Origin of the sequence: Dyella sp. AD56, from assembly GCF_002878475.1 — a bacterium.
Lineage (GTDB): Bacteria > Pseudomonadota > Gammaproteobacteria > Xanthomonadales > Rhodanobacteraceae > Dyella.
The window spans coordinates 1-18,948 of the sequence record NZ_NRDP01000011.1; the positions used below are offsets into that span (position 1 = coordinate 1).

At 61.9% G+C, this 18,948-nt stretch carries 20 protein-coding genes, 1 tRNA gene and 1 pseudogene; 15 read left to right on the plus strand and 7 right to left on the minus strand.

Annotated features, from left to right (window positions below; all coding sequences use genetic code 11):
* Nucleotides 1–211, minus strand: a pseudogene (locus DyAD56_RS08225) (IS3 family transposase); the annotation flags it as partial.
* Between the two features lie 138 nt (nucleotides 212–349).
* Here DyAD56_RS08225 and DyAD56_RS08230 point away from each other — a divergent pair.
* The 3 genes from DyAD56_RS08230 (at nucleotide 350) to metH (ending at nucleotide 5,209) form a co-directional block, all read left to right on the plus strand.
* Entirely contained in the window at nucleotides 350–1,276 is a 927-nt protein-coding gene (locus DyAD56_RS08230; RefSeq protein ID WP_102302285.1) for a metalloregulator ArsR/SmtB family transcription factor, read from the plus strand.
* An 11-nt stretch (nucleotides 1,277–1,287) separates the two neighbouring features.
* Nucleotides 1,288–2,367, plus strand: coding sequence for a homocysteine S-methyltransferase family protein (locus DyAD56_RS08235; protein ID WP_102302286.1), 1,080 nt, complete (start codon nucleotides 1,288–1,290; stop codon nucleotides 2,365–2,367).
* A gap of 157 nt (nucleotides 2,368–2,524) precedes the next feature.
* Complete coding sequence (gene metH, locus DyAD56_RS08240) at nucleotides 2,525–5,209, plus strand: methionine synthase (protein WP_102302287.1); 2,685 nt, start codon at nucleotides 2,525–2,527, stop codon at nucleotides 5,207–5,209.
* Between the two features lie 110 nt (nucleotides 5,210–5,319).
* Here metH and DyAD56_RS08245 read toward each other — a convergent pair whose 3' ends face one another.
* Nucleotides 5,320–5,661 carry a lipid-A-disaccharide synthase N-terminal domain-containing protein gene (locus tag DyAD56_RS08245; RefSeq protein WP_102302589.1) on the minus strand — a complete coding sequence of 114 codons (342 nt, stop codon included), beginning with the start codon at nucleotides 5,659–5,661 and terminating at the stop codon, nucleotides 5,320–5,322.
* Between the two features lie 131 nt (nucleotides 5,662–5,792).
* Here DyAD56_RS08245 and DyAD56_RS08250 point away from each other — a divergent pair.
* Nucleotides 5,793–5,867 (plus strand) — tRNA-Val (locus DyAD56_RS08250).
* A gap of 141 nt (nucleotides 5,868–6,008) precedes the next feature.
* On the opposite strand, the gene DyAD56_RS08255 is transcribed toward DyAD56_RS08250, so the two are convergent.
* Nucleotides 6,009–6,494, minus strand: coding sequence for a RidA family protein (locus tag DyAD56_RS08255; RefSeq protein ID WP_102302288.1), 486 nt, complete (start codon nucleotides 6,492–6,494; stop codon nucleotides 6,009–6,011).
* A gap of 108 nt (nucleotides 6,495–6,602) precedes the next feature.
* Nucleotides 6,603–7,193 (minus strand): TetR/AcrR family transcriptional regulator, encoded by a 591-nt coding sequence (locus DyAD56_RS08260; protein WP_102302289.1) that lies wholly within the window; start codon nucleotides 7,191–7,193, stop codon nucleotides 6,603–6,605.
* Nucleotides 7,194–7,415: 222 nt separating this feature from the next.
* On the opposite strand from DyAD56_RS08260, the gene DyAD56_RS08265 reads away from it, so the two are divergent.
* Nucleotides 7,416–7,817: a nuclear transport factor 2 family protein gene (locus DyAD56_RS08265; protein ID WP_102302590.1), complete on the plus strand. Its 402-nt coding sequence runs from the start codon at nucleotides 7,416–7,418 to the stop codon at nucleotides 7,815–7,817.
* A 21-nt stretch (nucleotides 7,818–7,838) separates the two neighbouring features.
* Nucleotides 7,839–8,594 carry an SDR family NAD(P)-dependent oxidoreductase gene (locus DyAD56_RS08270; protein ID WP_102302290.1) on the plus strand — a complete coding sequence of 252 codons (756 nt, stop codon included), beginning with the start codon at nucleotides 7,839–7,841 and terminating at the stop codon, nucleotides 8,592–8,594.
* A 79-nt stretch (nucleotides 8,595–8,673) separates the two neighbouring features.
* On the opposite strand, the gene DyAD56_RS08275 is transcribed toward DyAD56_RS08270, so the two are convergent.
* Nucleotides 8,674–9,570, minus strand: a complete 897-nt coding sequence (locus DyAD56_RS08275) for a LysR family transcriptional regulator (RefSeq protein ID WP_102302291.1) — start codon at nucleotides 9,568–9,570, stop codon at nucleotides 8,674–8,676.
* A 248-nt stretch (nucleotides 9,571–9,818) separates the two neighbouring features.
* Here DyAD56_RS08275 and DyAD56_RS08280 point away from each other — a divergent pair, with 248 nt between their 5' ends.
* The 3 genes from DyAD56_RS08280 (at nucleotide 9,819) to DyAD56_RS08290 (ending at nucleotide 13,031) form a co-directional block, all read left to right on the plus strand.
* Complete coding sequence (locus DyAD56_RS08280) at nucleotides 9,819–10,892, plus strand: alkene reductase (RefSeq protein WP_102302292.1); 1,074 nt, start codon at nucleotides 9,819–9,821, stop codon at nucleotides 10,890–10,892.
* A 108-nt stretch (nucleotides 10,893–11,000) separates the two neighbouring features.
* Nucleotides 11,001–12,200, plus strand: a complete 1,200-nt coding sequence (locus DyAD56_RS08285) for an SGNH/GDSL hydrolase family protein (RefSeq protein WP_102302293.1) — start codon at nucleotides 11,001–11,003, stop codon at nucleotides 12,198–12,200.
* A gap of 84 nt (nucleotides 12,201–12,284) precedes the next feature.
* Nucleotides 12,285–13,031 (plus strand): 2OG-Fe dioxygenase family protein, encoded by a 747-nt coding sequence (locus DyAD56_RS08290; protein ID WP_102302294.1) that lies wholly within the window; start codon nucleotides 12,285–12,287, stop codon nucleotides 13,029–13,031.
* Between the two features lie 9 nt (nucleotides 13,032–13,040).
* Here DyAD56_RS08290 and DyAD56_RS08295 read toward each other — a convergent pair whose 3' ends face one another.
* Complete coding sequence (locus tag DyAD56_RS08295) at nucleotides 13,041–13,400, minus strand: hypothetical protein (protein WP_102302295.1); 360 nt, start codon at nucleotides 13,398–13,400, stop codon at nucleotides 13,041–13,043.
* A 23-nt stretch (nucleotides 13,401–13,423) separates the two neighbouring features.
* Between DyAD56_RS08295 and motA the strand changes: the two genes are divergently transcribed.
* Both motA and motB read left to right on the plus strand, forming a co-directional pair.
* A complete protein-coding gene (motA, locus tag DyAD56_RS08300; RefSeq protein WP_102302296.1) occupies nucleotides 13,424–14,293 on the plus strand; it encodes a flagellar motor stator protein MotA in 870 nt (289 codons plus the stop codon).
* Nucleotides 14,290–15,312: a flagellar motor protein MotB gene (motB, locus tag DyAD56_RS08305; protein WP_102302297.1), complete on the plus strand. Its 1,023-nt coding sequence runs from the start codon at nucleotides 14,290–14,292 to the stop codon at nucleotides 15,310–15,312. The genes motA and motB overlap by 4 nt, the downstream gene beginning before the upstream one ends.
* A gap of 10 nt (nucleotides 15,313–15,322) precedes the next feature.
* On the opposite strand, the gene DyAD56_RS08310 is transcribed toward motB, so the two are convergent.
* Nucleotides 15,323–16,252: a LysR family transcriptional regulator gene (locus tag DyAD56_RS08310; protein WP_102302298.1), complete on the minus strand. Its 930-nt coding sequence runs from the start codon at nucleotides 16,250–16,252 to the stop codon at nucleotides 15,323–15,325.
* 109 nt (nucleotides 16,253–16,361) lie between these two features.
* On the opposite strand from DyAD56_RS08310, the gene DyAD56_RS08315 reads away from it, so the two are divergent.
* From DyAD56_RS08315 to DyAD56_RS08330, 4 genes are all read left to right on the plus strand, one after another.
* Entirely contained in the window at nucleotides 16,362–17,006 is a 645-nt protein-coding gene (locus tag DyAD56_RS08315) for an NADPH-dependent F420 reductase (RefSeq protein WP_102302299.1), read from the plus strand.
* A 71-nt stretch (nucleotides 17,007–17,077) separates the two neighbouring features.
* Nucleotides 17,078–17,410: a YnfA family protein gene (locus DyAD56_RS08320; protein WP_102302300.1), complete on the plus strand. Its 333-nt coding sequence runs from the start codon at nucleotides 17,078–17,080 to the stop codon at nucleotides 17,408–17,410.
* 182 nt (nucleotides 17,411–17,592) lie between these two features.
* A complete protein-coding gene (locus DyAD56_RS08325) occupies nucleotides 17,593–18,312 on the plus strand; it encodes a hypothetical protein (RefSeq protein WP_102302301.1) in 720 nt (239 codons plus the stop codon).
* A 109-nt stretch (nucleotides 18,313–18,421) separates the two neighbouring features.
* Nucleotides 18,422–18,937: a Spy/CpxP family protein refolding chaperone gene (locus DyAD56_RS08330; RefSeq protein WP_102302302.1), complete on the plus strand. Its 516-nt coding sequence runs from the start codon at nucleotides 18,422–18,424 to the stop codon at nucleotides 18,935–18,937.
* Nucleotides 18,938–18,948: the final 11 nt, after the last annotated feature.

Here is an 18,948-nt window from a genome sequence, read left to right on the forward strand (position 1 = left end):
GTTGCGTCTCGCTGCTGGTCACGCCAGGACGTACGCCGGTATCGACCTCTTCACGCTTGATCCATTCCAGCAACGTCTGCGGCACGCAGCCAATCTTCGGGGCAATCGATTCGACCGCCGCCCACAGCGACGGATACTCTCCGCGATGCTCTTGCACCATGCGCACAGCGCGCTCACGGATCTCAGGTGAGAACTTGTTTGACTTCTTCATGGCTCCATCTTCTCAAGAGTTGGAGCCTCCACCAATCCCGGGGCGATTCACGCCCCCTCCCGAAACCCGCTTTAACTTGACGCCCCGGCCCCCCGGGCCTAGCCTTATGTATCCTTGCATCGCGATATAAGGATACCCATGGACTTGGCTACCGCCTCCAGCGTCTTGCGTCTGCTGGCGGACCCCACCCGGGTGCGCTTGCTCGCCCTGCTCGAACGCGAGGAACTCACCGTGGCCGAGCTTGCCGCGGTGCTTCACCTTGCCCAGCCGCGTGTCTCCACCCACCTCGCCAAGCTCAAGGAAGCGGAGCTGGTGCGCGACCGCCGCGCAGGCGTCTCCGCCTATTACCGCGCCAACGCCGAAACCGACGAACATCTGCAGGTACTACTGAAGTCCCTGCGCGACAACATCGACGACGCGCTGCTGCGCGAAGATGCCGAGCGACTGCCAGGTGTACTCGCGCAGCGCGCCAGCGAAGAAGGCTGGGCCGATACCGTGGCGGGTGACATGGAGCGCCATTATTCACCGGGCCGCACCTGGGAAACCCTGGCTCGTTCGCTGCTGCAACTATTGGAAACCGGCGACGTGCTGGATATCGCCTCCGGCGATGGCATTACCGCCGAGCTGCTGGCGCCGCATGCGCATTCCATCGTTTGCGTGGACAGCAGCGAGCGGGTGGTGGAAGCCGCCGCGCAACGCCTCAAGTCTTTCCACAATGTCGAAGTGCTCAAAGGCGACATGCACGCGCTCGATCTTGGCGAGCGTCGCTTCGACCTTGTGCTGATGCTGCACGCCCTTACCTATGCCGAGCACCCGGCCACCGCCGTTGCCGAGGCCGCACGCCTACTGCGCAGCGGCGGACGCCTGCTGGCCGTGACGCTGGGCAAGCACGACCACCGTGCCGTGGTGGAGCCGTTTGATCATCGCAACCTTGGCTTCTCGCACGATGAATTGAATGGCTTCGCCCAAAAGGCCGGCCTGGAAGCCATGAGCTGTACGCGACTGAGCCGCGAGCGCAAGGCGCCTTATTTCGAAGTGATCAGCCTGCTCGCACGCAAGCCCTGAGGAGTTGATCCATGAGCACCCTACCCTGGCTCCACCCCGAACGCGTTGCCCTGCTGGAAAAGGGCCTGCGCGAGCGCATCCTGATCATCGACGGTGGCATGGGCACCATGCTTCAAGGCCATCAGTTGGACGAAACCGCCTTCCGCGGCGAACGCTTCGTCGACGGTCACGACAGCACGCACGCGCATGACCACCCCGGCGATTGCGACCTCAAGGGCAACAACGACCTGCTCACGCTGACCACCCCGGACATTATCCGTGGCGTGCACGAAGCCTACCTCGCAGCCGGTGCGGATCTGGTTGAAACCAACACCTTCAACTCCACACGCATCAGCCAGGCCGATTACCACCTGGAGCATCTGGCGTACGAGTTGAACCGGGAAGGCGCACGCCTCGCCCGCGCCGCCTGCGACACGTTCGAAGCAAAGACGCCGGACAAGCCGCGCTTCGTCATCGGCGTGCTCGGCCCCACCAGCCGCACCGCCTCGCTGTCGCCCGACGTGAACGATCCAGGCTTCCGTAACGTCACTTTCGAAGAACTGGTAAGCAACTACACCGAATCCACCGCAGGCCTGATGGACGGCGGTGCCGACGTGATCATGGTCGAAACCATCTTCGACACGCTCAATGCCAAGGCCGCGCTGTTCGCCATCAGCGAACTGTTCCGCGAGCGCGGTGTGCGCCTGCCCGTGATGATCTCCGGCACTATCACCGACCGCTCCGGCCGCACGCTCTCCGGCCAGACGGCCGAAGCGTTCTATTACTCGGTACAACACGCGCGCCCGATCTCTGTGGGCCTCAACTGCGCGCTGGGCGCCGCCGACCTGCGCCCGCACGTGCAGGTGCTGTCCGACACCGCCACCTGTTTCATCAGCACGCACCCGAACGCAGGCCTGCCGAATGCCTTCGGCGAGTACGACGAAACGCCGGAGCAGATGGCCTCCGTGATCAGCGGCTTCGCCCGCGACGGTCTGCTCAATATGGTCGGTGGCTGCTGCGGCACCACGCCCGCACACATCAAAGCCATCGCTGATGCGGTGCGTGACGTCGCGCCGCGTGCCCTACCTGCCAAAGCGCAGGAGGCCGCATGACACTCCATCTCCCCTTCGGGCGACCCGTAGGTAGTCCCGTGGGAGAGAGGGTTGGTGTGAGGGGTCAACCTGGCCTCAAGCTCGCACTTTTTGAACAGCTCGCAAGTCCCGCCCCCTCACCTCAGTCCTCTCCCCGCCGGGGAGAGGAGGAAAAAGCATGATGCCCCGCTATACCCGCCTCTCCGGCCTCGAACCGCTGGTCATCACACCCGACCTGTTGTTCGTCAACGTGGGCGAACGCACCAACGTCACCGGCTCTGCCCAGTTCCGCAAGCTCATCAAGGAAGAGCGCTACGAGGAAGCGGTGGACGTCGCCCGCCAGCAGGTGGCCAGCGGCGCGCAGATCATCGACGTCAACATGGACGAGGGCCTGATCGATTCGGAAGCGGCCATGACGCGCTTCATCAATCTGATCGCGGCCGAACCGGACATCGCCCGCGTGCCGGTGATGGTGGATTCCTCCAAGTGGACCGTGATCGAAGCCGGACTGCGCTGCCTGCAGGGCAAGGGCATCGTTAACTCCATCTCCATGAAGGAAGGCGAGGAACTCTTCCTCGAACACGCGCGCAAGGTGCAGCAGTACGGCGCCGCCGTCGTGGTGATGGCTTTCGACGAGCAAGGCCAGGCCGACACCTGCGAACGCAAGGTGGAGATCTGTACGCGTGCCTTCGAACTACTCACCACCAAGCTCGATTTTGCGCCTGAAGACATCATCTTCGATCCGAACATCTTCGCCATCGCGACGGGTATCGAAGAGCACAACAATTACGCGGTGGACTTCATCGAAGCCACCCAGGAACTCAAGCGTCGCTTTCCGCATTCGCATATCTCGGGCGGTGTATCGAACGTATCGTTCTCGTTCCGCGGCAACAACGTGGTGCGCGAAGCGATCCATTCGGTGTTCCTCTATCATGCCATCAAGGCGGGCATGGACATGGGCATTGTCAACGCCGGCGCGTTGATGATCTACGACGACCTACCCGAGGAGTTGCGCGATCGCGTCGAAGACGTGGTGCTGAACCGCCGCTCCGACGCCACCGAACGCCTGCTGGAAATCGCCGACAACTACAGGGCGAAGAAGGGCGAAGTCGTCACCGAGAACCTCGCCTGGCGCGATAAGCCCGTACGCCAGCGCCTCAGCCATGCACTGGTGCATGGTATCGACCAGTACGTAGTAGAAGACACCGAACTCGCTCGCCAGGAATCCACCCGCCCGCTCGACGTCATCGAAGGTCCGCTGATGGATGGCATGAACGTCGTCGGCGACCTGTTCGGCGCCGGCAAGATGTTCCTGCCGCAGGTAGTGAAATCGGCCCGCGTGATGAAAAAGGCCGTGGCGCACCTGATCCCCTTCATCGAGCAAGAGAAGGCACGCACCGGCGAAGCCAGCAAATCCAATGGCAAGATCGTCATGGCCACCGTGAAGGGCGATGTGCACGACATCGGCAAGAACATCGTCGGCGTGGTGCTCCGCTGCAACAACTTCGACGTGATCGATCTCGGCGTGATGGTGCCGACGCAGAAGATCTTGGAAACCGCCATTGCGGAGAACGCCGACATCATCGGCCTGTCCGGCCTTATCACGCCATCGCTCGAAGAAATGAGCCAGGTCGCACGCGAAATGCAGCGGCAGAACTTCACCATCCCGCTGATGATCGGCGGCGCCACCACGTCGCGCGCGCACACCGCGCTGAAGATCGAGCCGCACTACAAATCGCCCACCGTATGGGTGAAGGACGCCTCGCGCGCCGTCGGCGTGGCACAGTCACTCCTTAGCAAGGAGCTGGTCGACAACTTCATCGCCAAGGTAAAGGCCGACTACGCCGAAGTGCGCGAGCGCCATCGCAACCGCGCCGGCGGCAAATCCCTCGTTTCGCTGGACAAGGCACGCGCGCAACGCTTCAACACCGACTGGGCCGGCTACGAGCCACCGCAACCGAAGAAGCCGGGCATCACCATCTTCGACGACTACGATCTCACCGAACTGCGCGAGTACATCGACTGGTCGCCGTTCTTCAACGCATGGGAACTGGCCGGCCATTTCCCCGCGATCCTTACCGACGAAATCGTCGGCAAGCAAGCCACCGAGCTGTACAAGGACGCACAGGCGATGCTGGACACGCTGATCGCGGAGAAGTGGCTGAAGGCCCGCGGCGTCATCGGGTTCTGGCCGGCCGCGAGCGCGGGCGATGACATCCGACTCCAGCGCGAGAATGGCGAAACTGTCGTCCTCCATCACTTGCGCCAGCAGGTGGACAAGCCCGTGGATCGGCCGGACTTCTGTCTCTCCGACTTCATCGCGCCCAAAAGCGCGGGCAAACACGATTGGATCGGCGGCTTTGCCGTGACCGCAGGCATCGGCATCGATGAGCACGTTGCGCGCTTCGAAGCCACGCACGACGACTATTCCGCCATCCTGCTCAAAGCCCTGGCCGACCGCTTCGCAGAGGCCTTCGCCGAGCGCTTGCATGAGCGCGTGCGACAAGAGTTCTGGGGCTACACACCCGACGAGTCACTCGACAACAAGTCGCTGATCGACGAGAAGTACAGCGGCATCCGCCCTGCCCCCGGCTACCCGGCCTGCCCCGACCATACCGAGAAAGGCACGCTGTTCACGCTGCTCGACGCCACCCACAACGCGGGCATCGAACTGACCGACAGTTTCGCCATGTTCCCGACGGCGGCCGTGTCCGGCTGGTATTTCTCGCATCCAGACAGCCAATACTTCGTGGTGGGCCGTCTCACCCGCGAACAGGTGGACGACTACGCCAAGCGCAAGGGTTGGACACGCGAGGAAGCAGAACGCTGGCTGGCACCGAACCTGGATTACGACCCCGATTGAGGGCCTCTGAAGCGGGTCGCGCACATGGACTCTGTGCGCGATCTCTGTGTCTCCGCACATCGCGGCGATCCGTTATCGCCGCGGGAAATCTTCTGCAAGAAGGCTTTCCCTCAGACCTCACTCTCGATCAACGAGCGACGCTTCATCTCGCGCATGTGCACAACCAGGTTGTAGACGGACACGAACGACGGGAAGAAATTCGACAGGATGCCTACCGAGTCGTTCTTGCCGAAGATGAAGTAGGACAGCAGCAGCGCGCTGCCAACCACCGACAGCCACCAGAACGACAATGGCATCACCACGCGCTTGAGCTTACGCGTGTAATACAGCTGCACGAACCAGCGGCTGGTAAACATCACCGACCCCAGAAGGCCCACCATTTTCCAGGGCGTCAGTTCGAACCGATGCAAGGCTTCGAGGACGTGGCTGAGTTCGTGAGTCAGGAAGTCCATGGGCGGATAGCTGGTAGCTGAAAAGCCGAGCATTGTACTGGTTCACCTTTCAATCAACTGCCATCCCGGGCACTTTTTTGTGTCAGAGGCTTGACCGGTTACCCCTCTCCCCGTATATTTGCGCGCTCGGCGGGCGATTAGCTCAGCGGTAGAGCACTGCCTTCACACGGCAGGTGTCGCAAGTTCGATCCTTGCATCGCCCACCATCAAGATTCTGGAAAAGCCACCCTTCGGGTGGCTTTTTTGTTGCGCGCCTCACGCGTAGTAACCGGGGTAACTACTCCAACTACACCCGCATTCGGGTGACAGAGGACCTCATCGGCTAGCGGCGCCAGTAACTCCTCACCTTACGGAAACAGCGAAAGCTCGCCTTCGACCTCCACCGGAATATTGAACGGCAACTCCGCCATGCCGACGGCGCTGCGTGTATGCGCGCCCCGTTGCGGCCCGTAGAGCGCAATGATCAGGTCCGAGAAGCCATTGATCACGTTCGGTTGCTCGATGAAACCGGGTGCGGAGTTGACCATGCCGAAGACACGATGCCAGCGCCGGATACGATCCAAGTCGCCGATGCTGCGCTTGAGGCTCGCGAGCACGGAAAGCGCCACGAGGCGAGCGGATTGGTAACCCTCGGCCACCGTAAGCTCGCCACCCAGCTTGCCGAAGGGAGGCGCCATCAAGCCATCGGCACCCTGCGGCCCATGCCCCGAAAAGAACACGCGCGTGCCATCCACCTGCACGGCGTCGAACGGCAGGCGCAACCCAACTGGCAGGGTGAAAGGTGGCGGCAGCGTCAGCCCCATGTCCGCAAGGCGTACATCGATCTCGCTCACAGGCACTCCGTCGTCAAGAAGGCTGGTTGAGTGGCTCACGCGCCTACGGCCATCCTTTCAGACGGCCATCGCTGCGTCAAAGACGAGCCGGCCAGAACAACCCCATCACTACCGCATGGCTTGCAGCAACGGCTGGCGTCCATCCTTGAGTATTTCATCGGCGAGCGTTGGATTGGCCTCCGCGACGGCGCGCGACAACACCAGTGAGCCGACCATCTGACTGAAGAGCGCGATGGCTTTTTCCCGGTTGGCCTGCGCGTTCTCGCCGCCGATCATCTTCGCCAACTGGTCGACGTTCCACTCCAATCCCTGCGCATAGGCCTGTCGCGCTTCTGTGCCGAGTCGGCGTACGTCACCGGCGAACGCTGTCAACGGGCAGCCCGCCTCGATGTTGCCCCGATGGTCGCTGGACAGATACCACTCCACGTACTGCTGCATGGGGTCGACGGCTCCCTCCTTGGAGGCCTCAATGCCCGACACGAGCAAGGCGGCGCCGTCCTCCATCGCCTTGTCCATGACGGCATCGACTAGGGCGTCTTTGGATTTGAAGTGGTTGTAGAAGCCGCCCTGGGTGAAGCCAGCCGCCTTGGTCAGCTCCGCCAAGCCTACGGCAGCCACTCCGCGCTCGCGAAAGAGTTTCTCCGCTGCGGCGACGATTGCCTTTTTGTTTTCAATGGCTTGCTGCTTTGAGACGCCCATTGCCCACTCCTTTCCGGTGACTACCGGGCACATATTTCAAATAACAATGGTGATCACCATTGACATTTGGCGAAAGCGTGCTCATTGTAACTCACGTCAATGGTGATCACCATCGTGATTCATCCAAGGGCCTGAGGCAGCACCTCCCGCATCACGGTTGGACCGATGCCTGCGCCGGGGCTCGTCGAGATCCGCACATCCGTCATCCAAGAGGAAACGACCATGTCAAAGACGTCACCCGAGCAGAACAAGGCCCTGGTCCTGAAGGCGTTCGACACGCTGTTCAATCAGCGCGACTACGCCGCCGCCGAGCGCTTTTGGTCTGACAGCTACATCCAGCACAGCGCGCATATCGAACCGGGCCGCGATGGCCTGTTCAACCTGATCCGCGCCATCCCCAACACCCTGCGCTACGAGCACGGGCTGATTCTCGCCGAAGGCGATTATGTGATCGTGCATGGACGCTTCTCTGGCCATGGCCGCCCCGCCGCGTGGGTTGCCGCGGATGTGGTGCGTATCGAGAACGGCAAGCTCGCCGAACACTGGGACGTGCTGCAAGACGAAGCCACGCAAACCGAATCCAAGAGCGGGCTGCCGATGTTCGGCAACCGCTTCCCTGCATAAACCTCTATCTAGGAGAACATCATGAAACTTTCTGGCCACACGATCTTCATCACTGGCGGCGGTTCGGGCATCGGCCGCGGACTCGCCGAAGCACTGCACAAGCTAGGCAACAAGGTGATCATTGCCGGTCGCCGGCGTAGCCATCTCGATGCGGTGATCGCCGCGAATCCAGGCATGGAGGCGATCGAGCTCGACATTACCGACCCAGCCAGCATCGAACGCACTGCAGTCACCTTGATCGCCGAGCATCCCGAGCTCGACGTGTTGATCAACAACGCAGGCATCATGCAGCCGGACACCGTGGCCGGAAAGATCGACGACGCGCTGCTGACGGCCACCATTACCACCAATCTGCTTGGGCCGATCCGCATGACCTCCGCGCTGATCGAACACCTCAAGCGCAAGGAGAACGCCGTGGTGGCGTACACCAGTTCCGTGCTGGCCTTCGTGCCGATGGCAGTCACCGGCATCTATTCCTCAACCAAGGCCGCGCTGCACTCCTACGTGCTATCGCAGCGCTTCATGCTGCGTGGCACGGGTGTTCGCGTGCTGGAGATTGCTCCGCCGTGGGTGCGCACCGAGCTCATGAACAGCCAGGAAGCCGAGCAGGCCATGCCGCTGGATCAGTTCATCGCCGAGACCATCACCGTGCTGGGCACGGATGCGGACGAAATTCTGGTGGATGCGGCCAAGCCTTTCCGCGCCAACGTGGGCCCGAACGAGCACGACTTCGTCAACAACTTCAATAACCAGGCGCTTGCGCTGTTCGCCGCCTGAGTGGGCAACGGCACGTCGTCGCGCCTCAGAAGCAACGCCCCGCTACGGTGACGCAGCGGGGCGTTTCATGCCTCACCGATCAGGGCTGGCGTGACCGCGCGTCGCCTCCGGCGAGACGCTCTTTCAGGAATTCGATGAAGCGCTGTGTCTTTGCCGGGAGCAAGCGTGTCTCCGTGAGCGCATACACCGGCACGGGCTTGCCGTGCCATTGCGGCAACACGCGAACCAACCGTCCCGCCGCCAGGTCATCCACCACCAGTTCGTCAGTGAGCATGACGACCCCCATGCCAAGCGTGGCAAGACGAGCAATCAAACCAACGTTGTTCAACGTGAAGCGACTGCGGATGGTGACCTCGGCGGACTCCTTTCCGCGATGCAATACCCAAGGCCGCTCCTTGAGGATGTTCAGACACTCGTGGCTTTCGAGGTCGGCGGGCTCAGCGGGTACGCCTGCGTGCTCGAGATAACGCGGCGACGCGTAGAGATGCGGAACAAACGACGCCAGCGGACGCGCGATCAATTGCGAACTCGGCGGCTCGCCGATACGAATTGCCACGTCGAACGGTTCGCTCACCAGATCCACCTGGCGTGGCGTCAGATCCAAGTCGAAAGTGATGCCGGGATAGCGCTGCGCAAACTCGGCAATCAACGGCGCTATGTAGACAGTGGCGAAATCGACCGGCAGCGAGGCGCGAAGCACACCGCTCGGCTGCGCCAGCATCTCGCCCAACTGTTCGTGGGCCAGCCGTGCCTCGTCAACGATGCGCTTGCAGCGCTCGAAATAGACCTGGCCGGCCTCAGTCAGCTCGACCTTGCGCGTCGTCCGGTGCAACAGGCGAAGTCCAATGGCCTTCTCCAGCCCACTGATTCGTCTGGAGAGCGTGGAGTTGGGAACGCCGGTTGCCTCGGATGCGCCCCGGAAACCCCGGGCTTTGACGACTTCAACGAACAGCGCCATGTCGTTGAGTAGTTCCATCCTATTGCTCCGTTAATGGATCAATGATCTCCACTATACCCGCTTTATCCCATGGATGATTTTCTCCAAGATGTGCTCGTACCCACCCAGGACATCGTCGTGAAACCAGACCGGCATGCGAGCGAGCCGTCATCCGGACCGACCGACGCGCACGCACACCCATTCTTGGCCGCTCGCGCTACGCATCGAAGCACGGCTTCATCCCTACGAAGCCATGCCCCCGGCACATCACTTTCGAGGACTGCATCATGAACACACTATTTTCATCCGTTCGCATCGGCGAACACGCTCTTCAAAACCGCCTCGTCATGGCCCCCATGACCCGTAGCCGTGCGCAGCTCGACGGCACGCCCGGCGATCTCGCCATCGAGTACTACGCACAACGCGCCGACCTCGGTTTGATCGTCACCGAAGGCACTCAACCCTCGGACGACGGCCAGGGCTATCTCACCACGCCTGGCATCTATACCGACGCGCATGTCGCCGGTTGGAAGAAGATCACCTCAGCCGTGCACGCCCAAGGCGGCCGTATCTTCATCCAGCTCATGCATGCGGGCCGCATGTCGCATCCCGACAACACGCCGCATCATCGCCAGGGCGTCGCGCCCTCCGCGATTGCGCCGGGAGCGCCCATGTTCACGGCCAAAGGCATGCAGGACATCCCCACTCCGCGTGCCCTGACCACGGAGGAGATCCGCCAGACCGTAGCCGACTTCTGCCATGCCGCGCGACGCGCGATCGATGCCGGCGCCGACGGTATCGAGATCCACGGCGCCAACGCCTATCTGGTCCATCAGTTCCTCGCCCCCAGCGCCAATACACGCACCGACGAGTACGGTGGCTCCATCGAGAACCGCGCGCGCTTCGCCATCGAAGTGGCCACAGCCATTGCTGAAGAGATCGGCCCGGAGCGCACGGCTATCCGCCTGTCGCCAAACACCACCATGTGGGGCATCGACGAGGGTGTGGATGGCCCGGAGCTCTATCGCTACCTGGTGACGGAACTCGACAAACTGGGCCTCGCCTACCTGCACATCATGCATTTGGGCAACGATGCCCTGCTCGCCGACCTTCGCCAGCGCTGGAAGACATCGCTGATTCTCAACCGGCCGGGGCGTGCACGCGAGCAGATCGGCAGCGACCTGACATCAGGATTGGCGGACCTGGAATCCTACGGACAGATGGTCCTGGCCAATCCGGATTTCATCGCCCGACTGAAGACACACGCACCGTTGAACGACGCCGACCGCAACACCTTCTTCGGCGGTGGCTCGCAAGGTTACGTCGACTATCCCGCGTTGAGCGAAGCCATCACCGCATAAACAGCACTGCCATCGACGACGCCGGGTACGCATGCACGCACCCGGCACGCGCCAGCGCCGTAAGCATGAGAGACAATCTCAAATTCTCCCCTTGTTTGACGGTTGGATATGGACATCGATGGCGCCCCTCTTCTAACCACACCCATCACGGAAGCCATCCTGAAGGGTGCTGTAGAGCTGGAAATCACACCGCACGGATGGCTGCCACATCGCCTGCCCGCCTGGGCACGCCGCCAGTCTGGTGATCCGCAGCTGCTCATGGCGGAATCGCAACCGTCCGGTATCCGCTTGGTGTTTCAGAGCGAGGCGACAGTCATCGAACTCGATGTCGTGCCTACGCGACGCATCTACGTCGGTTTTCCGGAGAGACCGCCAGGCATCTACGACCTGATGGTGGATGGCCAGCCGTTCGGGCAGGCCAGCGCGAACGGCGGCAACACGATCAGCATCGATATTGCCAGCGGCACCGTCACGAAGATCGGCGGTCCCGTCGCCACCGTGCGCTTCGACGGATTAACGGCTCAGCGCAAAATGCTGGAAATCTGGCTGCCTTTCAACGAAACATCCGAACTTGTCGGCTTACGCACGAACGCGCCCATCGAGCCCACGACGGAAAGAAAGCCGGTATGGCTGCACCACGGAAGCTCGATCAGCCAGGGTTCCAACGCGGATCGTCCATCAGCTATCTGGCCAGCTCTCGTTGCACGCCATGGCGGCCTCGACCTCGTCAATCTCGGCTTCGGTGGCAGCGCACTGCTCGACCCGTTCACCGCGCGAACCATGCGCGATATTCCGGCTGACTTCATCAGCTTGAAGTTGGGCATCAACCTGGTCAACACGGATGTCATGCGGCTTCGCGCCTTTGGCCCCGCCGTGCATGGCTTTCTCGACACCCTTCGGGACGGCCACCCAGACACGCCACTGCTAATCATTTCCCCGCTCTACTGCCCCATCCATGAAGATACGCCAGGTCCCGGCGCGTTCGATTTCGATGCGTTGTCAAAGGGCAACATCGCTTTCCGCGCCACGGGCAAGGAAGAAGAGAAAGCACAAGGCAAGCTGACGCTGACGGTGATACGCAACGAGCTGTCCCGCATCGTGCGGGAACGCTCGCTTACGGACCCTAACATCCACTACCTCGATGGCTTGGCGCTTTATGGCCCAGCCGACTTTGAGGAGCTTCCACTGCCTGATCGGCTTCATCCGGATGCAGCGACCCATCGTCGCATCGCCGAACGTTTCACGCGCAGCGCCTGGGGCGACGGTGGCGCGTTCGCCAGCACAAAGAACACGCAGGTCTCCACCTAGTGCGTTAGATCACCACGAAACCTGGGCGCAGGCTTCCAGGCGCAACGTACGGCGCCGATGATCGCAACCGCTTAAGATAAGCACATGCACAACCCCGCCGACGTATTCGCTTCACCGCTGCTTGACCAGCTGAAATCGCCTGGATTCGCCTTCGTGGAAGGCAACGCCATGCGGCCGCTCCTCGCTTCGATGGGCGAGTTGGCCGATTGGACGGAATTCGTGGAGAGCTGGAACCACTTGGAGCCCGATCAGTATCTGGCTGCCAAGGGACGGTTTCGCCGGCGACGTCACGCGACATTTTCCGCAGAAGCGGATGGCGTCGTGATGCCCGAGCCTCATCAGGCCCATTTCCAGAGCCTGCAGTACAACACCCTTCAAGGTGATATCGAGCGCTGGTTCGACCCCATCGCCACACCCGTCGCCAACGGCACCACACTGCGCACCATTCTCCAGTTCTGCCACGATCTGTTTGGCAAAGCCGCGCCATCCATACGTCGCTGGCATATCGAAGTTCACCAGTTCCGCATCGAGGCCTCCGCCGACACGGCTGGCGAGCCGACACCCGAAGGCAGCCATCGCGATGGCGTGGACTACGTGCTTGTATTGCTCGTCAATCGCCAGAACATCGCCAGCGGCACCACCACCATCCATGCACCCGATGGCCGGTTACTCGGCGATTTCACGCTGACCCATCCCCTGGATGCGGCGCTAATCGACGATCACAACGTCTATCACGGCGTGACACCGGTGAAGCCTTTCGATGCTGGCCAGCCTGCATGTCGCGATGTATTGGTCGTGACGTTCAAGGCGTCGGCCAACCAACCCGAATAGCTGGAAGTATCAGCGCCAGATCGGTATATCGAGGTAGCTGCTTCCCATCCAGCGGATGTCGAGTGGATCACCTGCGTCGGCGACGGTCTCGTCGGTGACGTCTTTATCTACTTTGAGCGTTGCCGTCGCGACGTTCGTTGGCTCCTGCTCGCTTAGCCCGTAATCGCCACTGTCCTGACGCTTCCCATCGCGCCAGCGACATTCGAGGCAACCTGTCCACCGTCGTTTGAACGTCCCCTGGATGCACCTGCCCTCGAATGCGAGGAGCGTTCCCGGAAGCCGGGCAAGAATAGCGTGATCAACGGCCGTCCATGAGCGCGTTCTCAACTTTCCCCTTTCCACGCCGATAAAACGTGAGCGCGGAGTCATCGGCTCCGGATCCCGGAGCAAGTATGTTGGTCCTCATCGGTGCGGTGGTCGTCCTCGTGTGCGTGCTCGGCGGCTTTGTGCTGTCGCATGGACAGATCATGGCGTTATGGCAACCCTATGAGCTGCTGATCATCGGCGGCGGCGCGGTGGGTGCCTTTCTTTCGGCCAACCCACCCAAGGTCGTCAAGGCCGCGCTCAGCGATGCCATCGGCCTGCTGAAGGGGCCCAAGTACAACAAGCAGGATTATGTCGACCTGCTGTCGATGCTCTACGACCTGTTCAGCCTGATCCGCAAGGAGGGCTTGCTTGGTGTGGAGGAGCATATCGAGGATCCGCAATCCAGCATGGTGTTCTCCGCCTATCCGCGCCTGCTGCGCGAGCACCACCTGATCGAGTTCACCACCGACTGCCTGCGCCTGATGGTGGGTGGCAGCATGAATCCGCACGAGCTGGAACAGCTGATGGATGTGGAATTGGAAACCCACCATCACGAAGCCATCGTCCCGGCACTGGCCATGACCAAGCTGGCTGACGCCCTGCCCGGCTTCGGCATCGTGGCGGCGGTGCTCGGCATCGTCACCACCATGTCGCAGCTCGACGGCGATACCTCGCGCATCGGCATGCACATTGCTGGCGCGCTGGTCGGCACCTTCCTGGGCATCCTGCTCTGCTACGGCTTCATCGGCCCGCTGGGCGCCGCCATGGAGAATCGGGTGCAGGAGGATGGCAAGGCCTTCGAGTGCGTGAAGATCGGCCTGTTGGCCAACCTGCGCGGCTACAACCCCAAGGTGTCGGTGGAGTTCGCGCGCAAGGTGCTCGCTTCGCAGTCACGTCCACGCTTCCAGGATCTGGAGGAGCACCTGAAGGCGCCGCGAGCCAAGGCCGCCACGTGAGCGAGCAAGGCGAACTGCCACCCATCATCATTCGCAAGGTCAAGCGGAAGGGCCACGGCCATCACGGCGGCGCCTGGAAGGTGGCTTACGCGGATTTCGTCACCGCAATGATGGCCTTCTTCCTGGTCATGTGGCTGATCGGCGTGGGTACGCGCCAGCAGCGCGCGGCGATCTCGGAGTACTTCAAAAACCCGAGCATGACGCAAGGCAACGCCACCATGGCGCCACCGGGCCGCACGGGCCCAGGTGGCGCCAGCAACAGCATGATCAAGCTCGGTGGTGCGATGGACTTGCCGCACGGCCCAGGACACGACAGCAAGGGTGCCGCGGCAGCCAGCGTCGACCCGAAGGAGATCGAGAAAGAAGCGCGCAAGCAGGAACGCGCGCGGCTCGAAGAACTGATGCAGCAACTCCAGGCGGCGATTCAGAGCAGCCAGGCGCTTGCTCCGTTCAAGGACCAGTTGTTGCTTGATATCACACCGGAGGGCCTGCGCATCCAGATCGTGGATAAGCAGAACCGCCCCATGTTCGACCTGGGCAGCGCACAGCTGAGGACGTACACCACGGCGATCCTCCAGGAGCTCGCCAGCTTCATCAACCGCGTGCCCAACCGCATCAGCCTTTCCGGCCATACCGACGACGCGCAGTACACCAGCGACCATCACTACAGCAATTGGGAGCTGTCTGCGGATCGCGCCAATGCAGCGCGCCGTGCGCTGCTCTCCGGTGGATTGGCGGAAGACAAGATCGCGCGCGTCGTGGGGCTCGCCGCCTCGGTGCCGTTTGATCGCACCAATCCAGGCGACGCGATTAACCGTCGCATCAGCATCATCGTGATGAACCGGCAGGCCGAGGAAGCCTCGCTGTCACAGGAAGCGGGTCCGGTCGGGGACAAGACCGTGGCCGCCTCACTACCCGCCGTCACACAGGTCGTGGCCGCTGCACCTGCGGCTGCCGCCGTAAGCACGGTCGAACCCGTCACCGATGCCGCCGCGCGACCGCACCCCAGGTCACCCTGAGGCACCACCTTCAGCCCGAATTTCCCGCAAAACGCTCGGCGTATTGATGCTGCTGGAAGTCCTCGACGACGTGGTCAATAAACACGCGCGTCTTGGCGGATAGCGACAAGCGCGTCGAGTAGTAGATCGAAATCGATCCGGCATCGACGTACCAACGCGGCAACAGACGCACCAGCGAACCACTCTCCAGGTGAGGCAACACATCGGGCATCGCCAGCAAGGCAACGCCCAGCCCCTGCGCCGCGGCCTCAGTCATCGGCCCGGGATCGTTGAACGCCACACGCGCCTTGAGCGGCACCACTGCTTCGTCGCCGCCCACATGGTGCATCACCCAACTGCGCAGCCGACCGGACGTGCCAGACCGCATCACGATGGCATCCCAATCGGCAAGATCGTCGGGCGACTTGGGCAGCTTTTTTCCCTTCAGATAAGACGGCGATGCCACCGCAACGATATGAGCCGGCGCTAGCGGTCGAGCCACAACGCCGGGCGAGAGTTCGAAGCCACCGCCGATAGCCGCATCGAATCCGTCGGCAACCAGATCCACTTGCCGACTGTCGAACTGCCAGTCGACACGCACGTCTGGATAGCTCTGCAGGAAAGCCGGCAAGGTCGGGATCAGATAACGCATGCCGAGCGACATGGGAACGCTGACCTTCAGCACGCCTGCCGGCTTTCCCTGATCGGCATTCGCATCGCTGATGGCGGACTGCAACGCGTCCAGATTGCCGCGCACGGAGAGCAGGAAACGCTCACCCGCCTCGGTCAAGGCCAGCTTGCGGGTGTTGCGATGAAACAGGCGCACGCCGAGGTTGCGCTCCAACTGCGCCACATTGCGACTGATCGCGGCCGGCGTCAGACCCATGTAGCGGGCTGCGGAGGAAAAGCCCCCGAGTTCGGCGCTACGGACAAAGGCTTCCAGGTTGGCGAGCGTCTCCATGACCACCTTCAAATATTCGTTGAAAATGATTCCACCGATTTGAGGCTACTCGCGAGGTAATCGAAATTCCATAGTGACGTCCAGGTCATAACCCCCTGGAGACTTCGTCATGAACACCCCTGTTTCCCCGTCACAGCCGGCGCCGGCCGACAACGCCCCTCGCGTCGGCATCATCGGCGCGGGTCAGATCGGCTCCGCCTTCGCCCGGGCACTCGCCCGCCGCCATATCCCTGCCGTCATCGCCAACAGCCAGGGCCCGGCATCCCTGCTGCCACTAACCAGTGAGCTTGGGCCGTCCCTTCGTGCCGGTTCCCGCGAGGAAGCCGCCAAGGCCGACATCATCCTGGTCGCGGTGAACTGGTCGAAGCTGCCCGATGCATTGGCCGGACTCGATCTGCGCGGCCGCATCGTCATCGACGCCAACAACCCCATCGAACCGCCCACGTTCCAACCGCTCGACCTCAAGGGGCGCACATCGAGCGAGGTCTTCTCCGATCTCGTTCCCGGTGCACGCGTGGTCAAGGCCTTCAATCACCTCCCTGCGCACCTGCTGGCCGAAGAAGCACAAACGGAAGGCGGTCGCCGCGTACTCTTCTTCTCCGGCGACGATGCACAAGCCAAACAAGCGGTCGCGCAGCTGATCGATTCGCTGGGCTTCTTTGGCGTAGATCTGGGCAAACTCGTCGCAGACGGGCGACTGGCGGGCATCCCTGGCGGCCCCCTTGTTTTGCATGACCTCATCAAACGGGGTTAAGCCCTCAACTGGCAGACGATCTTCGTTGTCTGGACAATGGCACGCGTTTCCACTGGAAGGCGTGCCAACCCATGGTCGACTTCACCAAACAAGTCGCGTTGTTTGCACTCACCGCGCTGGCAGAGATCGTTGGCTGCTACCTGCCGTGGCTTGTGCTGAAACAGGCGAAGAGTGCGTGGCTGCTGCTGCCCGCCCTGCTCTCGCTTAGCTTGTTCGCGTGGTTGTTGACCCTGCACCCCACCGCCGCCGGTCGTACCTATGCAGCCTACGGCGGCATCTACATCGCCGTCGCGTTGCTCTGGTTGAGAGTCGTGGACGGCGTGAAGCTCACGAGCTGGGACATCGGCGGCGCATGCATTGCGCTTCTGGGCATGGCGATCATCGTGGTGCAGCCGCAAGCCTGAAAGCCGCGCTTGGGAGCGCGAGACCTGTCAGCTATCCGCTCGAGCACCCAACCGACGGAGCTCCTTCGCCAGCGCAAGCGGTCTTCATAATTCTTTACAGACCGTACATACCGCAGCCAAACCGACGACCTAGCGTGATGTCCCGCACGTCCCGTGCGCTTGGACAACGCGAAAGGATCGCCATGACTACCCGCATCGAATCGTTGCCGTACCCCACCGAGCATCAGGCAGCAACCATCCCAGCGGGCGGCGATGCCCGCCTCGCCGGGCTCGCCATCCTGGCAAGCGCCATCGTATCCACCGCCACGGTGGCGCTGGATCGGGGGGCGAGTGGCAATAACACGCAAGAAATCCTGCAAAGCATGGTGCAGATTCAGTCGTGGCATCAGAACGTACACGTGGTGGCGATGGCCTGCATATGCGGCCTGATGTACGGCTACACCGTGCTGTCTCAGCGACTGGATATGCGACGACCCTCTGTACTGATCGGGCTCACCACCTATGCCCTAGGCAGCATGTTGATGTTGTTGGGCACCATTCTCGACGGTTTTATCAGCACGGGCATCGCAGCGGATTTCGTTAACGGCGCACCAGAAGCGCAACAGGCCGCGCGCTGGATGATCCACGTGGTCGAATCCATCGCCTTGACCGACATCGCCCGAGTGGCATGGGTGCTGCAATCAGTGGCAGCCATCGCATGGTCCGTCGCCCTGTTTCGCGATGCCGGCATGCGACGCGTGGTGGGTTGCATCGGCCTGATCGCGGGAGGTCTGCCAGCAGTACTGGTGATCGCCGCCGGCTCGAAGATGGACCTGAGCGTGGTTGTCGGCACCCTGTTGCTGCAGGCCATTTGGAACGTTGCCGTGGGCGTGCTGATGCTGCGCGAGCGGTCGTCGACCTGACGCAATTTCCGCTACTTCATATTTCTTTACCTGTGCTTCGTAAAGCGCTCACGCACCGGGCTCAAGCTTGGCCCGGTCAACACAACTGACCCCACTCGGGAGGAAAACCATGGCTATCACGTCAACCACCTCAAAAAACCACACTCTGCGCACGGCACTGCTGGGCTTTATTGGCGGCGTCTCGCTGGCGGCCGGTATCGCCGTTCTCGCGAACGATGGCGGCGTCGCAGCCATGCACCACATGGCAGGACCTGTGTCCCAGGCCGACATGGCCGCGCATATCGACAAGGTATGCCAGCACCTGTATATCGAGCTCGATGCAACGGACGTCCAGAAGTCCGCCCTGGATCCGATCTTCAAGCAAGCAGCCGCCGATCTGCTGCCCATGTTCCAGCAGCTGCACACCGGCCATGCGCAAGTGCTAAGTCTACTGATGGCCCCCACTATCGATCGCACCGCGTTAGAACAGGCGAGTGCTGCGCAAATCACCGTGCAGGGCCAGATAACACAGCGCATGACCAGGCTGGTGGAAGACAGCAGCAACGTATTGACGCCCGATCAGCGGCAGAAGCTTGTCGCGCACTTGACCCAGCATATGGCGACGAACGGGGCGATTCATGGTTGAAAACATTCGCC